This is a genomic window from Affinundibacterium baiyunense (assembly GCF_018139645.1).
In the GTDB taxonomy this organism is placed as follows: domain Bacteria; phylum Pseudomonadota; class Gammaproteobacteria; order Burkholderiales; family Burkholderiaceae_D; genus Undibacterium; species Undibacterium baiyunense.
Window position 1 is genome coordinate 598,036 of sequence record NZ_JAGSPM010000001.1, and the last position, 24,041, is coordinate 622,076.

Annotated in this window: 24 protein-coding genes; 7 read left to right on the forward strand and 17 right to left on the reverse strand. The window is 43.8% G+C overall.

Features of this window, described 5'->3' with window-relative positions; translation table 11 throughout:
- Positions 1–98 precede the first annotated feature (98 nt).
- From der to ndk, 9 genes are all read right to left on the reverse strand, one after another.
- Positions 99–1,442: a ribosome biogenesis GTPase Der gene (der, locus tag KDM92_RS02625; RefSeq protein ID WP_189344400.1), complete on the reverse strand. Its 1,344-nt coding sequence runs from the start codon at positions 1,440–1,442 to the stop codon at positions 99–101.
- A gap of 4 nt (positions 1,443–1,446) precedes the next feature.
- Positions 1,447–2,613 carry an outer membrane protein assembly factor BamB gene (gene bamB, locus KDM92_RS02630; RefSeq protein WP_212682862.1) on the reverse strand — a complete coding sequence of 389 codons (1,167 nt, stop codon included), beginning with the start codon at positions 2,611–2,613 and terminating at the stop codon, positions 1,447–1,449.
- Position 2,614: 1 nt separating this feature from the next.
- Complete coding sequence (locus tag KDM92_RS02635; RefSeq protein WP_189344402.1) at positions 2,615–3,283, reverse strand: YfgM family protein; 669 nt, start codon at positions 3,281–3,283, stop codon at positions 2,615–2,617.
- 7 nt (positions 3,284–3,290) lie between these two features.
- The gene (gene hisS / locus KDM92_RS02640; RefSeq protein WP_212682863.1) at positions 3,291–4,652 is read right to left on the reverse strand and encodes a histidine--tRNA ligase; all 1,362 of its coding nucleotides are present in this window, start codon (positions 4,650–4,652) and stop codon (positions 3,291–3,293) included.
- 71 nt (positions 4,653–4,723) lie between these two features.
- Positions 4,724–5,986, reverse strand: a complete 1,263-nt coding sequence (gene ispG / locus KDM92_RS02645; protein ID WP_212682864.1) for a flavodoxin-dependent (E)-4-hydroxy-3-methylbut-2-enyl-diphosphate synthase — start codon at positions 5,984–5,986, stop codon at positions 4,724–4,726.
- A 2-nt stretch (positions 5,987–5,988) separates the two neighbouring features.
- Positions 5,989–6,984: a helix-turn-helix domain-containing protein gene (locus KDM92_RS02650; protein WP_212682865.1), complete on the reverse strand. Its 996-nt coding sequence runs from the start codon at positions 6,982–6,984 to the stop codon at positions 5,989–5,991.
- Positions 6,977–7,774, reverse strand: coding sequence for a type IV pilus biogenesis/stability protein PilW (gene pilW, locus KDM92_RS02655; protein WP_212682866.1), 798 nt, complete (start codon positions 7,772–7,774; stop codon positions 6,977–6,979). Before pilW ends, KDM92_RS02650 begins: the two co-directional genes overlap by 8 nt.
- Entirely contained in the window at positions 7,774–8,928 is a 1,155-nt protein-coding gene (gene rlmN / locus KDM92_RS02660) for a dual-specificity RNA methyltransferase RlmN (protein WP_212682867.1), read from the reverse strand. The genes pilW and rlmN overlap by 1 nt, the downstream gene beginning before the upstream one ends.
- A gap of 127 nt (positions 8,929–9,055) precedes the next feature.
- Positions 9,056–9,481 carry a nucleoside-diphosphate kinase gene (gene ndk, locus KDM92_RS02665; protein ID WP_189344408.1) on the reverse strand — a complete coding sequence of 142 codons (426 nt, stop codon included), beginning with the start codon at positions 9,479–9,481 and terminating at the stop codon, positions 9,056–9,058.
- Between the two features lie 315 nt (positions 9,482–9,796).
- Here ndk and dbpA point away from each other — a divergent pair, with 315 nt between their 5' ends.
- The 7 genes from dbpA to KDM92_RS02700 all read left to right on the forward strand — a co-directional run bounded on the left by dbpA (position 9,797) and on the right by KDM92_RS02700 (position 17,406).
- On the forward strand, positions 9,797–11,182 hold the full coding sequence (dbpA, locus tag KDM92_RS02670) for an ATP-dependent RNA helicase DbpA (RefSeq protein ID WP_212682868.1): 1,386 nt from the start codon (positions 9,797–9,799) through the stop codon (positions 11,180–11,182).
- A gap of 97 nt (positions 11,183–11,279) precedes the next feature.
- Complete coding sequence (locus tag KDM92_RS02675) at positions 11,280–11,912, forward strand: response regulator (RefSeq protein ID WP_189344410.1); 633 nt, start codon at positions 11,280–11,282, stop codon at positions 11,910–11,912.
- A gap of 400 nt (positions 11,913–12,312) precedes the next feature.
- On the forward strand, positions 12,313–12,687 hold the full coding sequence (locus KDM92_RS02680) for a response regulator (protein WP_189344411.1): 375 nt from the start codon (positions 12,313–12,315) through the stop codon (positions 12,685–12,687).
- A 57-nt stretch (positions 12,688–12,744) separates the two neighbouring features.
- Complete coding sequence (locus KDM92_RS02685) at positions 12,745–13,611, forward strand: Crp/Fnr family transcriptional regulator (protein WP_212682869.1); 867 nt, start codon at positions 12,745–12,747, stop codon at positions 13,609–13,611.
- 153 nt (positions 13,612–13,764) lie between these two features.
- On the forward strand, positions 13,765–14,604 hold the full coding sequence (locus KDM92_RS02690) for a universal stress protein (protein WP_212682870.1): 840 nt from the start codon (positions 13,765–13,767) through the stop codon (positions 14,602–14,604).
- Positions 14,605–14,904: 300 nt separating this feature from the next.
- Positions 14,905–16,881, forward strand: a complete 1,977-nt coding sequence (locus KDM92_RS02695; RefSeq protein WP_212682871.1) for an MASE3 domain-containing protein — start codon at positions 14,905–14,907, stop codon at positions 16,879–16,881.
- A 189-nt stretch (positions 16,882–17,070) separates the two neighbouring features.
- Positions 17,071–17,406 carry a flagellar basal body rod C-terminal domain-containing protein gene (locus KDM92_RS02700; RefSeq protein WP_212682872.1) on the forward strand — a complete coding sequence of 112 codons (336 nt, stop codon included), beginning with the start codon at positions 17,071–17,073 and terminating at the stop codon, positions 17,404–17,406.
- 18 nt (positions 17,407–17,424) lie between these two features.
- Here KDM92_RS02700 and KDM92_RS02705 read toward each other — a convergent pair whose 3' ends face one another.
- From KDM92_RS02705 to ccoO, 8 genes are all read right to left on the reverse strand, one after another.
- The gene (locus KDM92_RS02705; protein ID WP_212682998.1) at positions 17,425–18,258 is read right to left on the reverse strand and encodes a sulfite exporter TauE/SafE family protein; all 834 of its coding nucleotides are present in this window, start codon (positions 18,256–18,258) and stop codon (positions 17,425–17,427) included.
- 12 nt (positions 18,259–18,270) lie between these two features.
- Positions 18,271–19,701 carry an oxygen-independent coproporphyrinogen III oxidase gene (gene hemN, locus KDM92_RS02710; protein WP_212682873.1) on the reverse strand — a complete coding sequence of 477 codons (1,431 nt, stop codon included), beginning with the start codon at positions 19,699–19,701 and terminating at the stop codon, positions 18,271–18,273.
- Positions 19,702–19,707: 6 nt separating this feature from the next.
- Positions 19,708–19,965: a hypothetical protein gene (locus KDM92_RS02715; RefSeq protein ID WP_212682874.1), complete on the reverse strand. Its 258-nt coding sequence runs from the start codon at positions 19,963–19,965 to the stop codon at positions 19,708–19,710.
- A 73-nt stretch (positions 19,966–20,038) separates the two neighbouring features.
- A complete protein-coding gene (locus KDM92_RS02720; protein WP_212682875.1) occupies positions 20,039–20,596 on the reverse strand; it encodes a FixH family protein in 558 nt (185 codons plus the stop codon).
- A gap of 45 nt (positions 20,597–20,641) precedes the next feature.
- Positions 20,642–22,054 carry a cytochrome c oxidase accessory protein CcoG gene (ccoG, locus tag KDM92_RS02725; protein WP_212682876.1) on the reverse strand — a complete coding sequence of 471 codons (1,413 nt, stop codon included), beginning with the start codon at positions 22,052–22,054 and terminating at the stop codon, positions 20,642–20,644.
- A gap of 175 nt (positions 22,055–22,229) precedes the next feature.
- Complete coding sequence (gene ccoP, locus KDM92_RS02730; protein ID WP_212682877.1) at positions 22,230–23,237, reverse strand: cytochrome-c oxidase, cbb3-type subunit III; 1,008 nt, start codon at positions 23,235–23,237, stop codon at positions 22,230–22,232.
- A gap of 2 nt (positions 23,238–23,239) precedes the next feature.
- Positions 23,240–23,386, reverse strand: coding sequence for a cbb3-type cytochrome oxidase subunit 3 (locus tag KDM92_RS02735; RefSeq protein ID WP_189344421.1), 147 nt, complete (start codon positions 23,384–23,386; stop codon positions 23,240–23,242).
- A 30-nt stretch (positions 23,387–23,416) separates the two neighbouring features.
- Complete coding sequence (gene ccoO, locus KDM92_RS02740; RefSeq protein ID WP_189344422.1) at positions 23,417–24,034, reverse strand: cytochrome-c oxidase, cbb3-type subunit II; 618 nt, start codon at positions 24,032–24,034, stop codon at positions 23,417–23,419.
- Positions 24,035–24,041: the final 7 nt, after the last annotated feature.

Below are 24,041 nucleotides of genomic sequence, written 5' to 3' on the forward strand. Positions count from 1 at the left end.
TTTCAAGTGTCCAAAAGATAATTAAGATACCACGAGAAATTTATTTTTAAAATACTTCAAAGAAATTTAACGAAGTAAAGTTTGGGTGAATAGCCTTTTTACTTCGAATCTTTGGTAAACGGATTTTTACCCGAGCGCATTTCTATACGCAAAGGTGTACCAGTTAAATTAAATGTTTCTCTAAAATGTTTTTCAAGATAACGTTTATAGACATCACCAATCGCCTCCAACGCATTACCGTGAATAACAATGATCGGTGGATTTTGTCCACCTTGATGTGCATAACGCATTTTCGGACGAATCGATCCTTTACGCTTAGGCTGTTGATGTTCAACAGCCTCAATCAATGCACGGGTCAATTTTGGCGTGGACAGATTCGCCATCGCCGCTTCATAGGCAGAATCAATCGACTTCATCAGCGGGCCGATACCAGTCGACTTTAACGCTGAGATGAAATGAAATTTAGCAAATGTTAAGAAATTCAACTTACGCTCAATATCCATTTTAATTTCATCGCGTCGATCACTTTGCAATCCATCCCACTTATTGACACCAACGACTAGCGCGCGTCCAGACTCAAGAATAAATCCAGCAATATGCGCATCTTGCTCAGAAATGTCTTGTTGAGCATCCAGCAATAATAGAACGACGTTCGCTTCGGATACTGACTGCAAAGTTTTCACCACGGAGAATTTTTCAATCGCCTCAAACACCTTACCACGGCGACGAATACCTGCAGTATCGATTAAGGTGTATTGCTGACCATCACGTTCAAATGGAATTTCAATTGAGTCACGCGTCGTTCCAGGCATATCAAACGCGATTACCCGCTCTTCACCCAACAGAGTGTTCACTAAAGTTGATTTACCGACGTTCGGGCGACCGACAATCGCAATCTTTATCCCTTTGGCTGCATCAAGATTTTCTTCTGGCTCATCTGGACGTGAGGCGTGTGCAATATTCAGCGCTTCCTCAACCAAATCAGTAACACCATCACCATGCGCGGAGGAAATCACATAAGGATCGCCTAAACCAAGTTCGTAGAAGTCAGCGGCAACGCTGGTATAACGCATTCCTTCTGCCTTATTCACCACCAACATAACTGAGCGGCCAGATTTGCGCAAAAAATCAGTAATGGTTTTATCGTGCGGCGTGAGTCCTTGTCGACCGTCTACCAAAAAAATAATGACATCCGCTTCGGCGACGGCTTGCTTGGTTTGCTTCGCCATCTCATGCATGATGCCTTCTTTTGCGACTGGCTCAAAACCACCCGTGTCAATTACCAAAAACGGGCGTTCGCCAACCCGTCCTTCTCCATAATGACGATCACGCGTTAAGCCTGGCAAATCAGCAACCAAGGCGTCGCGAGTCCGCGTCAAACGATTGAACAAAGTGGATTTACCGACATTCGGCCGGCCGATTAAAGCAATTACTGGTTTCATTAATTTATTCCGTCGCGAATGCGACAACAGCACCTGATTTTGTTTGCACAATCAGGTTATTACCGGCTATCACCGGCGCAGACATAATCTTACTTCCATCCGTTGGCATACGTGCCAAGAAGGAACCATCTTCTCTTGATAAAAAATGCAGGAATCCCAATCGATCGCCAATCACAACAGCGCGACCAAACGACGTTGGCGTAGCTAAACCGCGATTTGTCAACTTATCATTCTTCCATACTGTGGCACCACCATTGATGTCGTAGCCATAGACACCTCCGGCATTGTCAGCAGCAAAAGCAAAACGCTCGTCAGCTGCGACACCAACCTCGCTAGAAATACTCTTAGCCCATTTGACAGTACCATTCGCTGCATCAAAGCACGCTACACGACCTTGATAACTAGCAGCACAAACTGTATTGCCTACCAAGGCTGGTGCACCAGACATATCAACGATACGCTCTAACTCTGTTGCACCTTTTGGTTCGGCAGCTGTCGCCTCCCAGCGCAAGCCACCATTTTGCAATGCCAATGCGATCAATTTGCCACCAGGTGTAGAAACCATGCCAATTTGATCTTTGATTGTAATACCGGTCGCCATACGCAAAGTCAATACAGGCAATGGGCGCTCAACCGCCCATTTTAATGCGCCAGTATCTGCGTCAAACGCTGTAATTCGATTATCGATACTATGAACCAATACCAAAGAATCTGTTACCGCTGGAATCGACAAAATTTCGCTACTAGCTTGTGCCTTCCAACGCAATTTACCTTGCGTGTCATAAGTGAACAAAGCACCTTTTTGCGCAGCTACTGCGACTGTTTTTGCATTCGCACCGACACCTGCAGTTAGAGGCAAATCAGCTTTAATCTTCCAGGCAAGCTGCCCATTCGCGGCATTAACTTTGGCAATCGTGCCATCTGCACTTGCAGCATACAACTCAGCACCGACTACAGCAGGACTAAAAAAATATTCTCCAGAACTTCCTACACTAAGCGTCCAAGCATTTTTTACCGACATGCTAGGCGTAAAAATTTGCAAAGGTGCAGGCGCTGTCTTTGTGTCTTCTTTTGCAAATGGATTAAGCCAAGATAAACTAGAACAAGCGCTTAACAAAGTAACGCTAAACAAGGATACGGCGAGGCTGCGAGGAAGCATAGTCAATTTCATATTATTTCTTGTCTGAAGTTACAGCAACTTTCATTTCGGGCGCACCACCTAATGCATCAAGCTTAATTTGCACAAGTTGTTTACCAACATGCTTTTCACCCATTTTATCCAATGCGCTCTTATATGTTTCACGCGCTTCTTTGAGCTTATTTTGCGCAACAAAAACATCTGCTTTTCTGTCTAGTACATCAGCTTCAAATTCGGCAGGAAATTCGCCTGACAAAGTCTTTAAAGCCTCATCAAGATTTTTCTCATCGAGAAAAATCGCGGCCAAACGCAGTTTCGCTAATGCTTGAAATTCTTTGGTATGTCCATGCTCAACAACCCAAGACAATTGAGTTTTTGCTGTCTTCAAATCATTTGCGTCAAACGCGGTTTTAGCTGCAGTCAACGCGGCCATCGTTGCGTATGAGGTACCAGCAAATTTAGTCACCAAGTTTGCACTAGCGCCCTGCACTTTTGCATTATCTTTCGATGCCGCTGCGCGTTGCACTTCTTCATAAATTGTTGATGCCTGACTTGCTTGGCCCAGTTGATAATTCTTCCAAGCCGTCCAAGCCGCGAAACTAGATAAGGCAGCGATTAATAACCAAGTAATTAAATTACCATATTGTTTCCACCAAGCTTTGAGGGTGTCTATCTGTTCTTGCTCTTCGAGATCGTATGCCATTTTTTTATTAATGATGAAGGTGAATATGATTAGGATTATCGCACTGAGATTCGTCGTGATCAGCACCAACGATCTGATCAACTAAATAATCTACAGCGGTATCAAAAGGAACACTAGTTTGATTATTTGCAAAGTCTTCTGAACGCATTGACTTCACAGTTACAGTTTCAGCAGCAGCCTCGTCTTCGCCAATAATCACAGCAAATGCAGCGCCACTGGCATCTGCCTTTTTCATTTGCGATTTAAAACTACCGATTCCAGTAGCAGATGCGCAATGTAACACAACATCTAAGCCTGCATCACGCAAACGCTCACCTAAAACAAAAGATTGCATTTGCGCTTGCTCGCCTTGGTGCACTAAATACACATCACATGATTGAGCGACTTCCGCATCGCCGTTGAGTTTCATCAGCTCCAGCAAGCGCTCAACGCCCATCGCAAAACCACATGCTGGCGTATGTTTACCGCCAAACATCGTGAACAAGGTATCGTAGCGACCACCAGCACAAACAGTGCCTTGCGCACCTAATTCGTCGGTAACCCATTCAAACACTGTACGATTATAGTAATCCATACCACGCACTAATCGCGGATTGATGGTAAATGGAATGCTATTGTGACGTAATATCTTTTGCACACCTTCAAAATGTGCTTTTGATTCTTCGCCTAAGAAATCCAACAACTTCGGTGCATTATTTACCAAGTCCTGCATGCTTGGATTTTTTGTATCGAGAATACGCAAAGGATTTGAATACAAACGACGCTGAGCCTCTGCATCCAACTGATCTTTGTGCTGTTCAAAGTAGGCAATCAATTCTGCACGATGTTGATTACGTTCCGCCGCATCACCAATCGAGTTCAATTCCAAGCGTACATTTGTGAGCCCCAAATCGTCCCACAAGCGCTGACACATCACGATCAATTCGGCATCAATATCCGGACCGGCAAAGCCTAAAGCTTCTGCACCGACTTGATGAAATTGACGATAACGTCCACGTTGCGGCTTTTCATGGCGGAACATTGGTCCGTTGTACCAAACACGCTTTGGCCCATCGTAAGTGATGTTATGTTCAAGTGCCGCACGCACAATACCAGCCGTGTTTTCAGGGCGCAGCGTTAACTTGTCGCCATTCATCGAATCTTCAAAAGAATACATTTCTTTTTCAACGATATCGGTCACGGCTCCCAAGCCACGCGCAAATAACGGCGTCGACTCAACGATTGGTGTCCTCATTTGCTGAAAACCGTAACTCTTTAATACAGATTGCACCGTATTTTCAAACAATTCCCATAGTGCAGCTTGCTCAGGAAGAATGTCATTCATTCCCTTAATACCACTGATCTTTTCTATTTTCTTATCTTCGGACATGCCGTCATTTCCAATTTACTTTTAATTAAACTATGTCTGTGCTTATAACAATTTATAACAATTTTAAAATCTTAAACTTGTGGTGAGTAACGTGTCTGCACATAATCCAAAACAATTTTTTGGAAATCTTGCGCGATGTTTTCACCACGCAAAGTCATCGCTTTAACACCATCGATAAAGACTGGCGCGGCTGGTGACTCACCTGTTCCAGGCAAACTAATACCAATATGCGCATGCTTGGATTCGCCTGGGCCATTCACAATACAGCCCATCACTGCGACATTCATACCTTCAACACCTGGGTACTGCGTTTTCCATACCGGCATTTGTTCACGCAAAAACGACTGAATATCATCTGCGAGCTCTTGAAACACAGTCGAAGTTGTTCTACCACATCCAGGGCAGGCAATCACCATCGGCATAAACTTACGTAAGCCCATGGTTTGCAAAATCTCCTGCGCAACAAACACCTCTTTACAGCGATCACCACCAGGCTCAGGCGTTAATGAAATACGAATCGTATCGCCAATTCCTTCTTGCAGCAAAACCGATAGTGCTGCGGTTGAGGCAACAATGCCTTTACTTCCCATTCCTGCCTCGGTCAATCCCAAGTGCAATGGATAATCACAATGCTTACTAATTTCACGATACACAGAGATCAAATCCTGCACACCAGATACTTTACAAGACAAAATAATCTGGTCACCTGGCAAGCCCAACTGCTCGGCTCGTTGCGCACTCTCAATCGCCGATGTTATCAAAGCCTGATACATGACAGTTTGTGCACTTAGCGGCACAGCGCGCTGAGAATTCTCATCCATGATGCGCGCCAATAAGGCTTGATCCAAACTGCCCCAGTTCACGCCAATTCGCACAGGCTTCTGATACAGACATGCCATTTCGATCATCTGTGCAAATTGCGTGTCACGCTTTGCACCTTGGCCAACATTGCCGGGATTAATTCGATACTTCGACAAGGCCTTCGCACAATCAGGAAAGTCTTTCAAAAGAGTATGCCCGTTGTAATGAAAATCACCAACCAAGGGCACATCAATACCCATACGATCAAGTTGCTCGCGAATTGCTGGCACGGCTTGCGCTGCCTCAGGATTATTGACAGTGATCCGCACCAACTCAGAACCAGCGCGCGCCAATTCTTTGATTTGAATTGCGGTAGCGATCGCATCAGCCGTATCGGTATTCGTCATAGATTGAATAACAACCGGAGCATCGCCACCAACAACAACAACCTTATCTCGATATCGAATTTGAACAGCCCGAGATTGACGTCGTAAAGCTGCACCACAGGCAATTTCTTTTAAATCGACTAGCATATTTACTTCACAACCAGATTAGCGACGTTATTGCCACGCTCAGACGTCACAGTCATTGGCGAACCACGCAAGATAGCATCAACTCCCGCAGCATTACCAAGCTTGACATATAGCACTTGCTTCACGCTAAATGCTTCCTCAGTTCCGGCTTTTGCCAAGTGAGAACTCAAAATAGTACCTGCTTCAGTTTTTACCTGTACCCAAGAATCTTGCCGAAACTTTAGAACAAATGATTCACTTGCCGCAGGTACTGTTATTGGATCTGCTGATGAAGCTGCTGGCTTACTAGAATCCATAGTCTCAAGTATTGCTGGACTAGCCACAGAAGCAGCACCTGCCGTATCAACCGTGCTAGCAGTTACCGCATTGACCTCAACAGATGTAACCGACGCTGCGACAGAATTCGAAACCGTACCGAGCACTTGACTAGCTTGAGCTACAGCTGGCTCATCCAGCGCTGGAGAAGAATCCAAAGCTTGCGTCACAGCGACATTCTCTTTTTGTTCAAAAGCACTACGAATGTTTTTACCGAACTCGGTAGATTGCAAAATCAAGAAAACCCCAATGATGACAATCAAAACGACAACACCAATAATATATCGACGATTATTATCATGACTGCCATGCAAGGACAAACGTGACTCCACAAACGGGGTCGACAAAGCCGGACGCATCGCTGTTTCCAATTGCGTCGATTCTGCCTCGCGCGGCAATGCGGCGACCAGATGATCTGCTTCAATCCTTAACAACTTTGCGTATGCTCGAACAAATCCACGAACGATAACCATTTTAGGAAGTGCAGCGAAGTTATCCGACTCCAATGCGGTGACTTGCGCTTGCGAAAGCTTCAATTGTTCAGCGACGAAGGGAATTGTCCAATTTTTACTTTGTCGACTAGCCGCTAACTGTGCGCCCACCGAATTCAAAGTCGTTGTGCTATCTACCGCGATACTCGGCTTGCTTGAATCCATCACTTCAGTCTCTAATACATCACTCATTAAAAGCACCTTTTTGAAACAGAGCAAATTCTCTTGAATTTGGATGTCGACGTCGCAACTGAGTTCCCAAATTATTTACAGAAGTCTGATCACCTAATTTATGATCAATCTTTATCGCAATCCATAATACATCTGCCGCAAAAATCTCATCTTTCAAAACGCGCTGAATGAATGGTCGCGCTTTATCGAACTGTGACTTATCGTAATAAACCTTAGCCAAATTAGCATTCGCAGTAGGATTCATCGGATCGAGCTGATATGCCATCAAGAAGTATTTTTCTGCGCTATTCAAATCTTTCATACGCAGACTACAAACTCCAGCACTCATCATCGCCTTCAACGGTGTTGGATAACTACGATCACCTAGAATCCTGTCGTACAAAGGTAATGCTTGCTTTTCCCGTCCATTTTGGCATAAGAACCACGCATAGTTGTTGCGAATTTCTGAGTTACTTGGATCCAACTTCAATGCATGCAGAAAATTTTCTTCAGCACGTTGAGGATCATTCATTTCCATCTGAATCAATGCGCGCAAGCTATAGGCATTGGCGAACTGCGGCGAAATAGAGATAACATTTCGAATCTCTTCTAAAGCCAACTTAAATTGGCCTTCCTTAAAGTAGTCGACCGCCAATTGCATACGAATCGACACCCGTCGCTGCAGATCAGGATTCTCTGCAACAGTCTTCTCATCATCGAGAGAATTTGAAAATTTTGAGCTTGAACAAGCCGACAATGACATCGCGCAAAAAGTAATTACCAGAACACAAGTCGACTTTAAAAATCTCATTATTTTATCTCCGTAATTTTCCCAAAATTTGGACCAAATTTCTTCTGATACTCTGACATTTGCTGCATACGTTCTTGCACTCGCGTTCTATCTTGCACCTCACCGGCCAACTGACCACATGCCGCATCAATATCATCACCGCGCGTTTTACGCACAGTCGTGACAATACCAGCGTCCATCAAAATTTGTGCGAATAATTTAATGCGCACATTGGGCGAACGTTTCAAACCAGATTCAGGGAAAGGATTGAACGGAATTAAATTAAATTTACATGGAACGGTTTTGACTAACGCAACCAATTCTCGCGCATGTTGATCGGTATCATTCACACCGTCCAACATACAGTATTCGAAAGTAATAAAATCACGCGGAGCAAATTCAAGATAGCGGCGACACGCATCCATCAACTCATGCAATGGATACTTCTTATTCAATGGCACCAAACCATCACGCAATAGATCATTTGATGCATGCAAGGACACGGCTAAAGCAACTGGACACTCTTTAGCGAGCTTATCGATCATTGGCACCACACCACTAGTCGACAAGGTCACTCGGCGACGCGACAAACCATATGCATTATCGTCAAGCATTAACTTTAAGGCGGTCACAGTGGGCTCAAAATTTAAGAGCGGCTCCCCCATTCCCATCATCACCACATTGGTGATTTGACGTTCACCTTTTGGACCAGGCTCTATGCCTTTAGTCCGACGCAACTCGAACTCAGCCGTCCATAGCTGGCCGATAATTTCACCCACGCTCAAGTTGCGATTAAATCCTTGTTTTCCTGTAGAACAGAAACGGCAATTTACCGCGCAGCCAGCCTGTGTAGAAATACACAAAGTGCCGCGATTTTCTTCTGGAATAAAAACAGTCTCAACGGCATTACCGTTTCCGACATCGACTAACCACTTACGCGTGCCATCTGCCGATGTATGATCGCTGATTACCGCAGGTGCAGAAATATGCGCGCGACCAGCTAATTTTTCTCGCAAAGATTTGGCGAGGTCGGTCATTTCATCAAAATTACTTGCGCCAAATTGATGAATCCAACGCTGCAATTGTTTTGCGCGAAATGGCTTCTCACCCAACTCACCGCAATATGCTACGAGCTGTGCAGGATCAAAATCCAATAAGTTGGTGAGTACCGTCATTTAAATCTTCTCAATTAATTTTCTACCACTGATTTCGCTCAATTATTTTTCCATAACTAAGCACAATCACAACTGGGGCATTCGCCCCAGTCAAAACATCAATTTACTTCAACAAACCTAACACAGATTAACGTGAGTACACGTTCAATGCTGGGAAGAAGTAAGCGATTTCAACAGCTGCTGTTTCTGGCGCGTCGGAGCCGTGTACTGCGTTTGCATCGATAGATTCTGCGAAATCAGCGCGGATTGTGCCTTTTTCTGCTTTCTTAGGATCTGTTGCGCCCATCAAGTCACGGTTTTTCAAAATCGCGCCTTCACCTTCCAATACTTGCACAAATACTGGACCAGAGATCATGAAGTCGACCAAATCTTTGAAAAATGGGCGAGCTGCGTGAACAGCGTAGAAACCTTCTGCTTCAGCGCGGGACAATTGTGTCAAACGAGCTGCAACAACTTTCAAGCCAGCGCCTTCAAAGCGACTTACGATTTGACCGATAACATTTTTTGCAACTGCATCAGGTTTAATGATTGATAATGTACGTTCAATAGCCATCTAAAAACTCCAATAAAAAGAAAGGGTTAAGACAAAATTTCAAGAATTCATCTAACCTTCGATTTTAGCACGAAACCACTTCACCTAGGAAACATGTCTATTTTCTATTTACATGAAACTTTTGCTGCATAAGAAGCAAATTTGATTGCTCTGACAATGCAGCACACCAAATTAAACATAAAAACTATTAATTAAGCTAGAAATCTAATTCACTTTGTAATCTCCAAACATTTCTAGAATATGACAAGCATGGTGTAGACAAGCAGCAACTGTTAGACTTCGCTTCTTTCAGAATTAAGAAAAAAGAGCAACGACATGACCCAAACTTTAAAACGCTTTTCCGACCTACCGCTAAGCCCTGCTTTGATCAACAATCTAAGCAGCCTGGCCTACGTTGAAATGACAGAAATTCAAGCGAACAGTATTCCGGTCATGCTAGAACAACGTGACTTAATTGCTCAAGCGAAAACTGGGAGCGGTAAAACTGCTGCCTTTGGCATCGGCATCTTAAGCAAACTCAATCCCAGCTATTTTGCAACCCAGGCCTTGGTAGTTTGCCCAACCAGAGAGTTGGCAGATCAAGTGTCGAATGAATTACGCCGATTAGCACGCGCCACCCCAAATGTAAAAATTCTTACTTTATGTGGAGGCACACCGATGCGTCCACAAATCGCCTCACTTGAACACGGCGCGCACATTGTCGTTGGCACACCAGGACGCTTACTAGATCACATTGGCCGCAATAGCATCAACTTGGCAACAGTTCAAACACTGGTACTCGATGAAGCCGACCGTATGGTGGATATGGGCTTCTTCGAAGATATTGTTGGCATTGTGGCAGCTTGCTCTCCGCGCCGCCAAACCTTATTGTTTTCAGCGACTTACCCAAGCGATATGCGTCACGCGACCGCCAGCTTTTTACGAGATCCCGTCGAAATGAAAGTCGAAAGCCAACACGCTAGTCAACAAATCGAACAATTATTCTTTGAAGTGACGCCAGAAAACAGAAATGCGGCGGTCAGCCAATTACTTTTTCACTACCAACCAACTTCGACCATCGCATTTTGTAACACCAAAATTCACTGTGATGAACTGGCAGAAGAACTACAACACCAAGGTATTACTGCGCTAGCTCTGCATGGCGACATGGAACAACGTGATCGAGATGAAATCTTAGTCTTATTTGCCAATCAAAGTTGCTCCGTACTAGTTGCCACCGACGTTGCTGCACGCGGCATCGATATCCAATCTTTAGGCGCAGTAATTAATGTTGATGTATCGAAAGATACAGAAGTTCATATTCACCGCATTGGCCGCACTGGTCGCGCTGGTGAACGTGGCTTAGCATTGACGCTCGCAGCGCCAAACGAAAAAAAATGGGTAAAGCTGATCGAAGAATATCAAGGACAAGATGCGATTTGGAAGTCACTGACAGATTTGAGTCTCAATAGAACTGAGCTGATCGCACCAAAAATTAGCATCTGCATCGCAGGAGGCAAAAAAGATAAATTACGCCCAGGTGATATTCTAGGTGCGCTGACTGGCGACGTCGGCATTAGCAAGGATCAAGTTGGAAAAATCAATGTATTTGAATTTATGTCTTACGTGGCTGTAGATCGGGCGATCGCTGATCAAGTTTTAAGTAAGCTAGGACGCTGCACGATCAAAGGCAGGCAATTTAAAATTCGCGAAATTACCTGATCGTCAGCGCAAACATTAACGCGATCATTGGCGCAACCATTAACGCGAATATTAACAAGCACCTAACCCTCGACTCAAAAAATATAGATCACTTTTTATGATAAGAATTTTAATCGCAGACGACCACACTATCATGCGTGAGGGACTGAAACGCATACTCGATGGCATCGAAGATATTCAAGTAATCGGAGAGGCGATTGATGGCCATGACACCATTACTAAAGTTCGCTCAGAAAAGTTTGATGTGCTGCTATTAGATCTTTCTATGCCAGGTCGTAGCGGTGTTGACTTAATTCACCAAATCAAAGAAGAGTTTCCCAAATTACCGATTTTGATTCTCACGATGCATGAAGAAGAACAATACGCGGTCCGCGCGATTCGAGCAGGCGCCAATGGCTATCTCACCAAAGAAAGTGCAGGAACACAGCTAGTGACAGCACTAAGAAAAGTCGCCTCTGGTCGCCCTTACATCAGCATGGAAGTCGCCGAACAATTAGCGATGTCAGCCATGCCGTCAGCGAATAATGACCTTACTCACAGTGCCTTATCTGATCGAGAATTTGAAGTTTTCTGTCACTTAGCCAAAGGCAAATCCATCACCGAGATTGGTGAAATTTTGCACTTGAGTGTAAAGACCGTGAGTACACACAAAACCAGAATTATGCAAAAGATGGAACTGCAATCCATATCCGAACTCGTTCAATATGCAATGACACATCATTTACTGTAATCACTCACGATCATTTGTCGACATGTAGAGATGTATCAGATAAAGGCTGCTCTTACATAAGCGGCCTTTTGTCTATCTATTGCCCACCAAATCAAATTTAGTTCGCATTAATTGATTCTTTTAGTTATTAGCAAACAAACTTACATCAAGCGCGCCCCTCCCCTAATTCGATCAACAAAATAAATCACAGTTGATAGCATGCCAGCCGTAACTCTTCCCCATCCAGGCCTAAGCAATTACAGCATTCAACGCCACCCCCACTAGGAATATTCCTACAAATCGCTGGAAAACTCCCACACTTTAAATCAGCGAACACTGATTTAAATCAAACGCATGTTTGCCCATAATGCTCCCATGCCGATAACGCTAGTCAACTAGCAAACTACAAAACACCCGCGCTATGAACTTGTTTATTGTCGAAGATTCACTTCTGATTCAAAACCGTTTGGTACGGTTTATCGAAGAATTGCAAGATGTCAGCATCGTTGGCATTTCGCCCGACATTGGCAGTGCTTACGACAAAATCTTACAAGCACATGCAGATGCCATGATTCTTGATATACAACTCAGTGACGGTAACGGTTTAGTCCTACTAAAAAAAATAAAACTGACACATCCGGAAATTCGCGTTGTTGTATTAACCAATCATTCAAGCGAGGCGAATCGCATGCAAGCGTTGCGCGCCGGCGCTGATAGCTTTCTCGATAAATCAACTGATTTCGAGCAAATTCCCAGCATCTTACATCGCTGGCAAGCAACTGGTTCCGCGCATTAAAGCTAGCTGACAAGTCATCATTCAGAATTTAAAAATCCACTTTATAGAGAGTAAATCATGTCTAACTTTTCTACAATTTCACAAGCAAGCCGTTTTACTGATGTATCTAACTTGTCAGATAATGCATGGCGTCAGCACGGTAGCCTTTGGTCGAATTTGCGCCAAGTTTGTGAATTACTTTCAATCCCAGCGCCAGTCACCGTTGATGATGAAGACACGCTGTTTCAACACGTTCGTTTTAAGGCAGGTCAACGCATTCATCGCATCGGCCAAGCATTCGACACTTTGTATATCGTGAATTCAGGTTTTTTGAAAACCGTGCATATTGATGAGTATGGCAATGAACAAGTCTTGAGCTTTCCAATGAAAGGCGATTTGCTGGGTATTGATGGAATTCACAAACAACATTACGCTTCAGAGGCAATTGCACTAAGTGACTGCGATATCATTCTTTTGCCCTACAAAGCATTTACTTCACTGGGTCGCACTCACGTCGAACTAGAACAAGCGATGTTTAGTGTCATGAGTAGAGAAATCGTTCGCGAACAAATGATGATCAGCATGCTGAGCGCACTGAGCGCAGAAGCAAAAGTGGCACGTTTCCTTACCAATTTAGGTGAACGATTCAATCAAATGGGCTACTCTGGCCGCAGCTTTAACTTGCGCATGACGCGTCAAGAAATTGGTAGCTACTTAGGTTTAACATTAGAAACTGTTAGTCGCACATTGTCCGCTCTAAATGAGTTGGGCATGATCTCAGTAGAACAGCGCGAAATTAATTTACTTGATCCTGTGGCACTTAAAACCTTACGCCGTCTCCCACCAGCAAAAGCGCGAATCAAAGTCGCAGAAAAAGTCAGCGCACTCGTCAACAAAAATTTGCTTCCACAATGGAATGGTGAACTAGCAGCGGCGATGAATTAAGCTAAGGCATCAAATTTCTAGCTTAAATCTAGGTTAAAATAAAGGCGTCTGTACTAGTCTAAGTCAACTAGTGCAAACGCCTTAAATGCATTCAGTATCTAAAAAAATCCATTAAAAAAAACCGCTACACAAACTCTTCATGTGAGGTATGCCATGTCATATAAAACCATCTTGGTACATGTAGATGAATCAAAAAATGCGCTCAAACGCACACAATTAGCCCATCAAATCGCAGCAAAATTCGATGCCCATGTGACCGGCGTAGCACTCACAGGAATCTCACGTTATATCTTCGAAAGCACCGATCTTGGTGTTGGCGATCCAAATATGATGCTGCATCTGACTGGTTTACGCGAACGCGCAGAGCGCGCAATAACCGCATTCAAGCAAGCAAGTCTCGACCTGGGTGCATCAACTAGCGAATGTCTCATCGCCAATGATGAAGCGAATGGTGGCTTGGGATTACGTGCGCGCTACGCTGATTTAATTGTGATCGGACAAACGAACCGAAACGAACCATCTCCGTCAGTGTTGTCGGATTTTCCTGAGTTTATGATTGTCAATTCTGGCCGTCCTGTTCTCATTACGCCTTATAGCACTGAAATCAATACAGTTGCTGAGCGTTGTTTAATCGCTTGGGATGGCAGTCGTGAAGCGGCACGCGCTTTAACAGATGCTCTGCCCTTACTCAAAACCAGTAAGGTAGTACAGGTTTTAATCATTAACCCAGAGAAGCAAAGCGAAGCACACGGTGAAGAGCCTGGCGCCGACATTGCGTTGTTCTTGGCTCGACATGGCGTCAACGTCGAAATTTCTACAAGATTTAGCAGCCAAGATACTGGCTCCAGTATTCTCGCCGCCTGCAAAGAATGGAGTGCGGACTTGTTAGTGATGGGTGGTTACGGTCATTCTCGTTTCCGCGAGATGATTATGGGTGGGACAACCAGAACTATTCTAGAAAAGATGACGATTCCTGTTTTGATGTCGCATTAATCTTTGCTCAGTCATGACTGAGAATAACTGCCTGACAACAAATATAATGCGCTGTCAGGCAGTTGCATTTTTATCTCGCCAAGTGTGCCAGATACGCTATGCAAACTGGAAAAGCCGTATTATCCAGACACCTAGCAATGACTAATTGCGCTAAGTTTTGCAAACGCAGATTGTCCTGATGCAGGATGCAGACATCATCGAAAATGCGCTGAATCAAAGACCGAATTTGCCAATGTATTTCAACAATCGTCAACTATCACCCAACAATAAGTACGCCGCTTTTCCACTCTCGCTCAAATCATGACAAACGCTACCAGCATCGAACTCAAACGCATTACTTGGATTAGTATTGTCTTATTTCTTTTATCCTGCTATCTCTGGTCGCAACGAGAGTTTTTCTCACAATTTAAAACTCCAAGTGCATTGACCATCCACACCGGTCTCGAAACAGCAACCATCATTATTTTTACCTCGGTCTTCATGGTCTGCTGGAATGCGTTTGGCAATCTACGCAAGCGCAGTAGTTTAATACTGGCTGTAACTTTCTTAAGCGCGTCGATTTTTGGTTTCTTTCATGCGATTTCATTTCAAGGTATGCCTGGCTTTCCCGCAGCAATCGACATGCATAAATCATTGAGTTTTTGGCTGCTCTCGCGCTATTTAATCAGCCTTACTTTATTAGGTTTGGTTCTGCAAACTCGTGATATCGATATTTCAGAATCCATCTCGAAGATTAGTGTGTATTTAGGCTTGGTGCTCACCATCATCGCCACGTTTATTATTTTCACTTACCCTGAAATATTTCCAACGACCTACCAAAAAGGCTCGGGGCAAACATCGTTTAAAATTCATTGCGAGATGGTCTTGGTTGCGCTCAACTCACTTACCGCTGGTTTATTTTATCGACAAATAGTTCACTCAGATCGCATTGATAGTGAGGGGCATCTCAAAATAAAACGGAGTATGTTGTTCTTTGCCGCTGCGATGATGGCGATCTCAGAGACCTATTTTTCTTTGTACAGTTATCCTGACGAAATTTTCGTGGTAATCGGGCATGCATTCCAAGTCATCGCTGCGCTGGCTATTTATCGCGGCATGGTCAGCATCAATATTCACGCCCCTTACTCTAGTTTGATTCAAACCACTAAAGATTTACAGCAAACGGCGGACGAATTGCTAATTCACAAGCAAAGATTGACCGGTGTGATTGAAACTGCCATGGACGGCATACTGACAATCAACGATCAACACAAAATCATATTAGTGAATCCTGCCGCGGCACAAATCTTTGGATACACGGTCGAGGCTTTAATTGGCACCTCAATCGATATAGTTATCCCTATGCGTCACAGAAACGTGCATAGCGCACACGTTCATCAATTTGGTGAGCGTGGCACCACACGTCGCAAAATGGGTGGAAATTTTGATGATTATTACGTTACTGGATTACATGCAGACGGAACAGAATTTCCTATCGAAGCATCTATCTCTAGTTTAGTTGAAAATGAAAAACGTTTTTACACCGTGATTTTTCGCAACATTAGTGAACGCAAAGCCGCGAAAGAAAAGATGGCGCAATATCATTCCGAGTTAACCCAGCTTTCTTCCGCACTGCAAAGTATTCGTGAAGAAGAACGTAAACACATAGCACGTGAATTGCATGACGATTTGGGACAATTACTTGCAGCCCTTCGCATGGATTTATCCTTACTTCAACGTGACCAAAACATGACCGATAAGTCACGTCTAACGGTATCGAGTATGGATCAATTATTGCTGACATCAATTACGACTTTACGTCGTATTGCAACCGATCTACGGCCAAGAGCACTTGATGAAGGCGGTCTATTTTTTGCACTGCAGACCTTGCAGAAAGAATTCTCTCAGCGTCACGGCGTTCATTGCGATTTAATCGCAAACGAAGAACAACTCATACTCGATGATGAACGGAGTACAGCAATTTATAGGATTATCCAAGAATCCTTAACCAACGTTGCTCGACACGCAAAAGCAAATCACGTCGATATTCAATTCGAACGAACAGATGATGCTCTCCAATTTGTGATTCAAGATGATGGTCGCGGCATCGAAGAAGGCGCAATGAACAAAACACGATCATTTGGTCTGGTGGGTATGCGTGAACGCATTAAAGCAATGCAAGGCAATTTCAAAGTACATAGTGAAGTCGGAAAAGGAACTCGAATAGAAATTCATATCCCCTTGGATACGCCAATTTATAATCCTGCAAAAACATCAGCCCATTTGGAGCAAAATTAATAACGCGGGGATGACGGTTTATTTATTCAAGGGCTAAATCATGCTGAACTGAACAAAGCTCAACCAAACCAATTTAACTTAATTTAGCTAATTGAAGCCTAAGGAACAAAGTTAAAATCTATTGGCAACAAATTAGAAATACGATTATCCTGACAGAATACATAAACAGAATTTACAGGAGTTCTCGCCATGGCAATCTCAGCGCTCAACACTGGCTTATCTGGCATGAAGGCATATCAAGGCGCCTTGGATAGCAGCGCCAATAATGTTGCCAATGCACTCACGAAAGCTTACCAGCCACAGGTAGCGAGCTTTCAAGAAGCACCGACTAGCGGCGTGCGAGTCAATATCAGTAAAGAAAGCCAAGAGTTAGCTGCACAAGAGAATCTAGATCGTCCTAGTGGTACTGATCTAGCAACCGAGATTACCAATAGTTTGCAATACAAGGCCGGATTTGAACTATCGGCCAAAGTGGTAAAAGCGGCTGATGAAGTGCTTTCAAGCTTGCTTGATATTCGTAAGTAACTTGAATGTTGCAGCCTCTCAGACAGGCGTAATGCACAAAAATTCAGGCATATTCTTCATATCAAAATAAAGAAGACCGAATAGACCAAAACCTATCAAAATTGCGGCAAATAAATATTGCACGGCAAGCATCAAACCATGCTGTTTCAATGTCTTTGACATTGCTTGTGCAATCAAAAGGTGCGGCAAAGCAGCCAGGCCAAATAACAACATCAATATCGCGCCAGACCAGGCCGCACCAGACAATAAAGCGAACGGTGCAATTGCGTACGACAATCCACAAGGCAGACTTCCCCATGCCATTCCAAGAAACAAAGGATGTGCACTTGCCTTTTGCAAATTAGGCATAACACGTGCATAAACGCCTTGAATTTTTTCATTCAGAATATTAGGAATGAGTAAGTGTAGGCGTACACCTAGCAAACGAAGACCTAATATGACTAAGGCAATATTACCAACAACGAAGAAAATACTGGTTACAGGAAAATCAAGCTTCCAACGTAAACTAGCCGCGCCTATGCCGCCAAAAACAGCGCCGATCAACGCATAGGTCGCTAATCGTCCGGTGTGCAATTGAATTTGGTAGCTAAGCGTAGAAAGGTTTGCTGAATTCGACTGAACAAGAATATCGCCTGCAGGAGCAATTGGGATCACACGGCGAGGCGTAGAAACAGACGAACTGTCAACGACATTCAAGATGGGAGTTGAAGCACTAGATGTAGTCGATGCTGCAGATCGAAAGCTAGGAAGCCTGCTCAAAATGCTCGCGATGCCGCCACACATTCCAACACAGTGAAAGCCGCCAATTAGACCAGCTGAAATCGCTGCCAAGATGAGCGGCAAGGTGAGCATAACTTTGAGAAACTAGATTAATTTAGAATACTTCGCACCGCTTTGACGTGACAAATAATGATCGAAAATCATACTAAAAGCACGCACGAACATACGCCCTTTTGATGTCACACTCACGCTCGCGTCATTCAGATCAAGCAAGCCCTCGTCAGCATAAAAGCGCGCACGTTCTAATTCGTCGTGAAAATATTCAGCAAAAGAAATCTGATATTTTGCTTCGATATCAGCGATATTTAAGGTCGTACAACACATCAAATCCATGATAATTTCGCGACGCAATAAATCATCGTGACTCAGATGAAAGCCCTTCTCTACTGGCAAATGCCCAGCATCAAGCGCGGCATAGTATTCATCCAAGGTACGTAAATTTTGTACGTAAGATGCGCCGATCTTGCCGATAGAAGACAAGCCCAATGCAACCAAATCACAGTCTGCACGCGTGGTATAGCCTTGGAAATTGCGATGTAAAGATTTATCTTTGACCGCCAAAGCCAAACTATCATCCGGTTTTGCAAAATGATCTAAGCCTATGTAGACATATCCCTCTGCGAGTAAACGACGCAAAGACATTAAAAAGATTTGCAAACGTTGTTCAGCAGATGGCAAATCTGCTTCGTTAATGCGACGCTGCGGTTTGAAACGTGTCGGTAAATGGGCGTAATTGTACAGAGCAATGCGCGCAGGAGATAAGGCGATGACTTGATCTAAGGTACGCCCAAAGCTTTCCAAACTTTGCTTTGGCAGTCCATAAATCAAATCAAAATTAATCGACTGAAATCCAACCGCGCGACTTTGATTAATACTTTGCTCTACCATCGAATAAGGTTGAATCCGATGTACCGCTACTTGTACTTGTTCGTCAAAGTCTTGTACACCCAAGCTGGTACGATTAAATCCAAGCTCCGCTAATAATTGTAACGTCTGCGTTGTTACTGTGCGCGGATCGATTTCGATCGAAATTTCAGCATCCTCCGCGAAATCAAAATGCTCGCGCAGCATTGCCATCAAACCGCGCATTTCTTCGTCACTCAAAAATGTTGGCGTGCCGCCACCAAGATGAAGCTGTGAAACCACTTCGCGTTCGGTTAAGTATTGCTTCACCAACTTAAGCTCTTGCGCGAGGTAATTTAAATAAATGGCAGACTTACTTCTATCCTTAGTAATCACCTTATTGCAAGCGCAGTAGTAGCAAAGTGAGGCACAAAAAGGAATGTGAATATACAAAGATAACGGTGGCTTATTATTTGACTGATTTCTTTGCTGGAGATACTGAATATACGAAGCTTCAGTGAAATCAGTATGAAAACGATCTGCTGTCGGATACGAGGTGTATCGCGGCCCCAAAGAATCGAAACGTCGAATCAAGTCTTCAGAAATTTCTAAGTGATCATTGACCTTGGGCAAATTAGCATTTGAACTTGCGGATAGTGTTGAGATTGACATTGTATTCTATGAAGCTTTTTGTAAAAGTAAGGCGGTCAACCAACTAGAGAAAGTACCAAGAACCCAGAAAATCAGAAAGCCGATAGTGTACGCGCCGAGCATATGCACTTGCAGGCGCTCATCTAACACAATCAACTCCATAGGATCGACCAAACTAAAAAACACGCCAGTTGCGACGCAAGCCATTAAAAAAGCAGGCCATAAAACGACCATCAAAGTCGATTTGAATGAGGTCTTCTCATGTTGTGCATTGCTCGATTCCAAACTCAACTCCTCTACCAAATACAAATTATTTATTCGAGAAACAGCCGACGACGATTTCACAACAATATAACATTTAAGGCATCGGTGACAACCGCAAATTTCTTTGTAGTGGCTCAACCCAGTCACCGGTTAAACGCCATTCATTTGTTTCCAACTTCACGTGCAGTACTTGTAACACGCCAGAATTAACAGCTGTCTCAAATTTCTTATCTTGCGCAAAATCAGCCTCAAATTTATCTGCAGAAACACGCTTAAGCGGAAGGCGACGAATGACTTCCTCTACTGATCCAGCAGCTGCACCAGAACTCGCCAAACTAACCTGCACCAGGTCAGGTAAAGCTTGCTTGGAATTCAATTGCATTACGATCTTCTTACTAGCCAAATCAAATTGTAAATTCGCCGCCAACGCTAACTCGCGCGCTTTCGCATCACGCTGCAAATTGGTATTAATCATCAAACCTTGTCGATAGTAGTCTTTTGCAACGACTTGATCTGCACCGCGGAAAGCAATAAAGCCCGTAACTACGCTGGCAAACACTACTAACAAAGGACCACCAACTACCAATAATAGCCAAGGTTCTTTATACCAAACATCTTTTTTTATTGGTTGCGTTAATATGCCTGAATTCATCTTCTTTCCTTACGTCCTAAATCACATCAGAAAATTGACTCAACATTATCTAGGAACTAAAAATACTGCTTTTTCAACCACTGAAATATTCTCTTGCTCGGTATCAGCAATAACAAATCGAATTCGATTTGAGCCAGTCGGCACCACACCAGCTGGCACACTCACGCGAACAGGGAAAGCTTGACTAGTAGCCGACTTAATCGCAACGCGATCTTCGCCAACGATAGTTGCGCCTGGAATGCCCTTCACACTGATACGGAAAGTTCTTGCTGATTCTTGTGTATTCATAATTTGCAGACGATAGACATTTTCGATAGCGCCAACTTCCGTAATTTTTGGCATTGCTCGATCTCGCAAGATATCCACTTTCAACGGTACGCGATAGGCGAGTGATACTGAGGCAACTAAAATAATTAAACCAAGTATCGCACCATAGATCAATGTGCGCAAACGGAATACTCGCTTCCACATCGCCTCTTTTGTCATTTTTTCGACTAGAGCGTGTTCCGTGGTGTAGCGAATCAAACCACGCTCGTAGCCCATTTTATCCATGACTTGGTCGCAACCATCAATACATGCACCGCAGGCAATACACTCGTACTGCAAACCATGACGGATATCTATACCGGTCGGGCAGACCTGTACACAAATTCCACAATCCACACATGAGCCTAAACCTTGCTCTTTGAAATCAACTTTCTTATTTCGTGATCCACGTGGTTCGCCACGATCGGTATCATAGGTAACAATGAGTGTATCTTTATCAAACATCGCACTTTGGAATCGCGCATACGGGCACATGTATTTACACACCTGCTCACGCATGAATCCAGCGTTACCATAGGTAGCAAATGCATAGAACAAGAACCAGAAGGTCTCCCATGGTCCCAAATTGAAGCTAACAACTTCTGCTGCCAATGTTTGAATTGGTGTGAAATAACCAACAAAAGTAAAACCAGTCCATAGCGCAATTAATAACCAAATCGTATGCTTAGTCGATTTGAGTCGGAATTTTTTGAATGACATTGGCGCTTGATCTAGCTTCATCCGCGCACTACGATCCCCTTCAATTTTTGCTTCCACCCACATGAAAATCTCGGTGTACACAGTTTGAGGACAGGCATAACCGCAGAACAAGCGACCCGCTATCGCCGTAAATAGAAATAGCGAAAGTGCTGAAATGACCAGCAGAACGGCGAGATAAATAAAATCTTGCGGCCATAATACAAGGCCAAAAATATAGAATTTACGATTGACCAAATCGAACAGGACCGCTTGTCTATCATTCCAAGTAAGCCAAGCCGATCCATAAAACAAAATCTGGGTAAAAAATACCAACACCCAACGCCATGATTGAAACCACCCTTTTTGAGAACGCGCATAGATCTTCTTTCGCTCTTCAAACAAAGCCAGTTCTGCTTCGTCACTAGGCACTGGGATAATGGGTATTTTTTTCATTTTTAGTACGAATTCAATTTTGCTGTCTGACAGCGGCCAAACAGATCTTACAGGCTTAATGCCTTAAGGTGTGCGAATCCAAATTGCAGACACGCACACCACTTTACATCGATTTACTTCTTACAAACGTAATACAGTATTAAGTACTGTACTAATTACGGTACTAATTACTGCCTTACTTACTTGCAGAACTAGCATCCGTACTGACGGTTTGTGCTGCATCACTAATTTGCTTCAATGCACTCGCTTCTGCATCCGTCACCGCGCCTGTATTTGATAAGCCCCATACGTATGCAGTCAACAAATGGATTTTAGCATCTGTCAAAATTGCTTTATGCGCTGGCATTTGATTCGCACGACCTTTATTGATGGTTTCCATGATGTTTTCAATACCACCACCATATAACCAAACCTTATCGGTCAAGTTAGGTGCACCCAAAGCTTGATTGCCTTTGCCATCAGCGCCGTGACAAGCAGCACAAACACCAAACTTTGATTTACCAATTGCTGCTTTAATTGGATCATGGGCAGCACCTGACAAACTCATGACATAGTTGGCGACATTTTTTACGTCATCATCAGAACCGATCGCAGCACCCATAGGAGGCATTTGACCATGACGACCTTCCATCAAAGTAGTTTTAATCACTTCAGGCGTGCCACCATATAACCAATCGCTATCAGTCAAATTTGGATAGCCCTTGCCACCTTGCGCGTCTGAACCATGACATTGTGCGCAACTGTTCAAAAACAAACGCTGACCAATTTCAATTGCTTGCGGATCTTTGGCGACCAACTTTACATCGGTATTGAGATACTTATTAAATAAGGGACCGTATTGCTTCTCACCATCCTTCATTTCTTTCGCATAAGCACCTTCTTGACTCCAGCCAAATGTGCCCTGATAAGAGCCCATACCTGGATACACAATCAAATACCCAACACTGTAAATAATCGTCAAGTAAAACAACCACATCCACCATTTAGGCAATGGATTATTTTGCTCCATCAATGACTCATCCCAAACATGCCCAGTAGTTTCTGCTGGCAGCGGCTTGCCGTCTGCACCAATCTTCACTTTGACTTTGGATTGAGACCACAACAACAATCCACACGCCAGAATACTGATGCCTGTTAATACCGCAATCGCGGTACTCCACCATTCGCTAAAAAAATCTGCCATGGCTATTTTCCATTCTCATTATCAAGTGGCAATTTTGCCAATTCTTCAAAACGGGCTTTGTTCTTAGAACTAAATGCCCAGTACAGGATGCCAATAAAAGCAATCAGACTAACCACTGTCATCACGCTACTTAAAATTGTAAAGTTCATCTTCAATTCTCCTGAAAGATTTCCGACACCCTAGTTCTTGTTTTTGATTGCAGTACCCAATACCTGCAAATACGCAATCAAGGCTTCCATTTCTGTTTTACCAGAGACTTCCTCAGCAGCTTTTGCAATTTGCTCATCGGTATATGGCACGCCCAAAGTCTTCATCGCACGCATTCTTGGTGCCATTCCTGCACCATCAACCGTTGCCTTCAACAGCCAAGGATAAGCCGGCATGTTGGACTCTGGCACTACGGAACGTGGATCAGTTAAGTGATCTTTATGCCATGTGTCACTGTAACGTCCACCGACACGTGCCAAATCTGGGCCTGTACGCTTACTACCCCATTGGAATGGGTGATCATAAACAGACTCACCTGCAACAGAATAGTGACCATAGCGTTCAGTTTCAGCACGGAACGGACGGATCATTTGTGAGTGACAGCCGTAGCAGCCCTCACGCAGATACACATCACGCCCAGCCAATTCTAAAGCGCTGTAAGGCTTCATGCCCTGCACTGCTTGTGTCGTCGTTTTCTGAAAAAACAGTGGCACGATTTCAACCAAACCACCAACACTGATCGTCAAGATGACCAGCACTAACATAAGACCGATATTGCGCTCGATCAAATCATGAGTAAATTTACGCATTGAGATT

What these genes read in the sequence shown, in the direction of transcription:
- KDM92_RS02635 (WP_189344402.1), bottom strand. Translation starts at nt 3,283, where the DNA reads ATGGCATACGATCTCGAAGAGCAAGAACAGATAGACACCCTCAAAGCT.
- KDM92_RS02675 (WP_189344410.1), top strand. Translation starts at nt 11,280, where the DNA reads ATGATAAGAATTTTAATCGCAGACGACCACACTATCATGCGTGAGGGA.
- dbpA (WP_212682868.1), top strand. Translation starts at nt 9,797, where the DNA reads ATGACCCAAACTTTAAAACGCTTTTCCGACCTACCGCTAAGCCCTGCT.
- ccoO (WP_189344422.1), bottom strand. Translation starts at nt 24,034, where the DNA reads ATGCGTAAATTTACTCATGATTTGATCGAGCGCAATATCGGTCTTATG.
- pilW (WP_212682866.1), bottom strand. Translation starts at nt 7,774, where the DNA reads ATGAGATTTTTAAAGTCGACTTGTGTTCTGGTAATTACTTTTTGCGCG.
- der (WP_189344400.1), bottom strand. Translation starts at nt 1,442, where the DNA reads ATGAAACCAGTAATTGCTTTAATCGGCCGGCCGAATGTCGGTAAATCC.
- rlmN (WP_212682867.1), bottom strand. Translation starts at nt 8,928, where the DNA reads ATGACGGTACTCACCAACTTATTGGATTTTGATCCTGCACAGCTCGTA.
- hemN (WP_212682873.1), bottom strand. Translation starts at nt 19,701, where the DNA reads ATGTCAATCTCAACACTATCCGCAAGTTCAAATGCTAATTTGCCCAAG.
- KDM92_RS02650 (WP_212682865.1), bottom strand. Translation starts at nt 6,984, where the DNA reads ATGAGTGATGTATTAGAGACTGAAGTGATGGATTCAAGCAAGCCGAGT.
- KDM92_RS02695 (WP_212682871.1), top strand. Translation starts at nt 14,905, where the DNA reads ATGACAAACGCTACCAGCATCGAACTCAAACGCATTACTTGGATTAGT.
- KDM92_RS02680 (WP_189344411.1), top strand. Translation starts at nt 12,313, where the DNA reads ATGAACTTGTTTATTGTCGAAGATTCACTTCTGATTCAAAACCGTTTG.
- ccoG (WP_212682876.1), bottom strand. Translation starts at nt 22,054, where the DNA reads ATGAAAAAAATACCCATTATCCCAGTGCCTAGTGACGAAGCAGAACTG.
- ispG (WP_212682864.1), bottom strand. Translation starts at nt 5,986, where the DNA reads ATGCTAGTCGATTTAAAAGAAATTGCCTGTGGTGCAGCTTTACGACGT.
- bamB (WP_212682862.1), bottom strand. Translation starts at nt 2,613, where the DNA reads ATGAAATTGACTATGCTTCCTCGCAGCCTCGCCGTATCCTTGTTTAGC.
- ndk (WP_189344408.1), bottom strand. Translation starts at nt 9,481, where the DNA reads ATGGCTATTGAACGTACATTATCAATCATTAAACCTGATGCAGTTGCA.
- KDM92_RS02705 (WP_212682998.1), bottom strand. Translation starts at nt 18,258, where the DNA reads ATGCTCACCTTGCCGCTCATCTTGGCAGCGATTTCAGCTGGTCTAATT.
- KDM92_RS02720 (WP_212682875.1), bottom strand. Translation starts at nt 20,596, where the DNA reads ATGAATTCAGGCATATTAACGCAACCAATAAAAAAAGATGTTTGGTAT.
- KDM92_RS02690 (WP_212682870.1), top strand. Translation starts at nt 13,765, where the DNA reads ATGTCATATAAAACCATCTTGGTACATGTAGATGAATCAAAAAATGCG.
- hisS (WP_212682863.1), bottom strand. Translation starts at nt 4,652, where the DNA reads ATGTCCGAAGATAAGAAAATAGAAAAGATCAGTGGTATTAAGGGAATG.
- ccoP (WP_212682877.1), bottom strand. Translation starts at nt 23,237, where the DNA reads ATGGCAGATTTTTTTAGCGAATGGTGGAGTACCGCGATTGCGGTATTA.
- KDM92_RS02685 (WP_212682869.1), top strand. Translation starts at nt 12,745, where the DNA reads ATGTCTAACTTTTCTACAATTTCACAAGCAAGCCGTTTTACTGATGTA.
- KDM92_RS02735 (WP_189344421.1), bottom strand. Translation starts at nt 23,386, where the DNA reads ATGAACTTTACAATTTTAAGTAGCGTGATGACAGTGGTTAGTCTGATT.
- KDM92_RS02700 (WP_212682872.1), top strand. Translation starts at nt 17,071, where the DNA reads ATGGCAATCTCAGCGCTCAACACTGGCTTATCTGGCATGAAGGCATAT.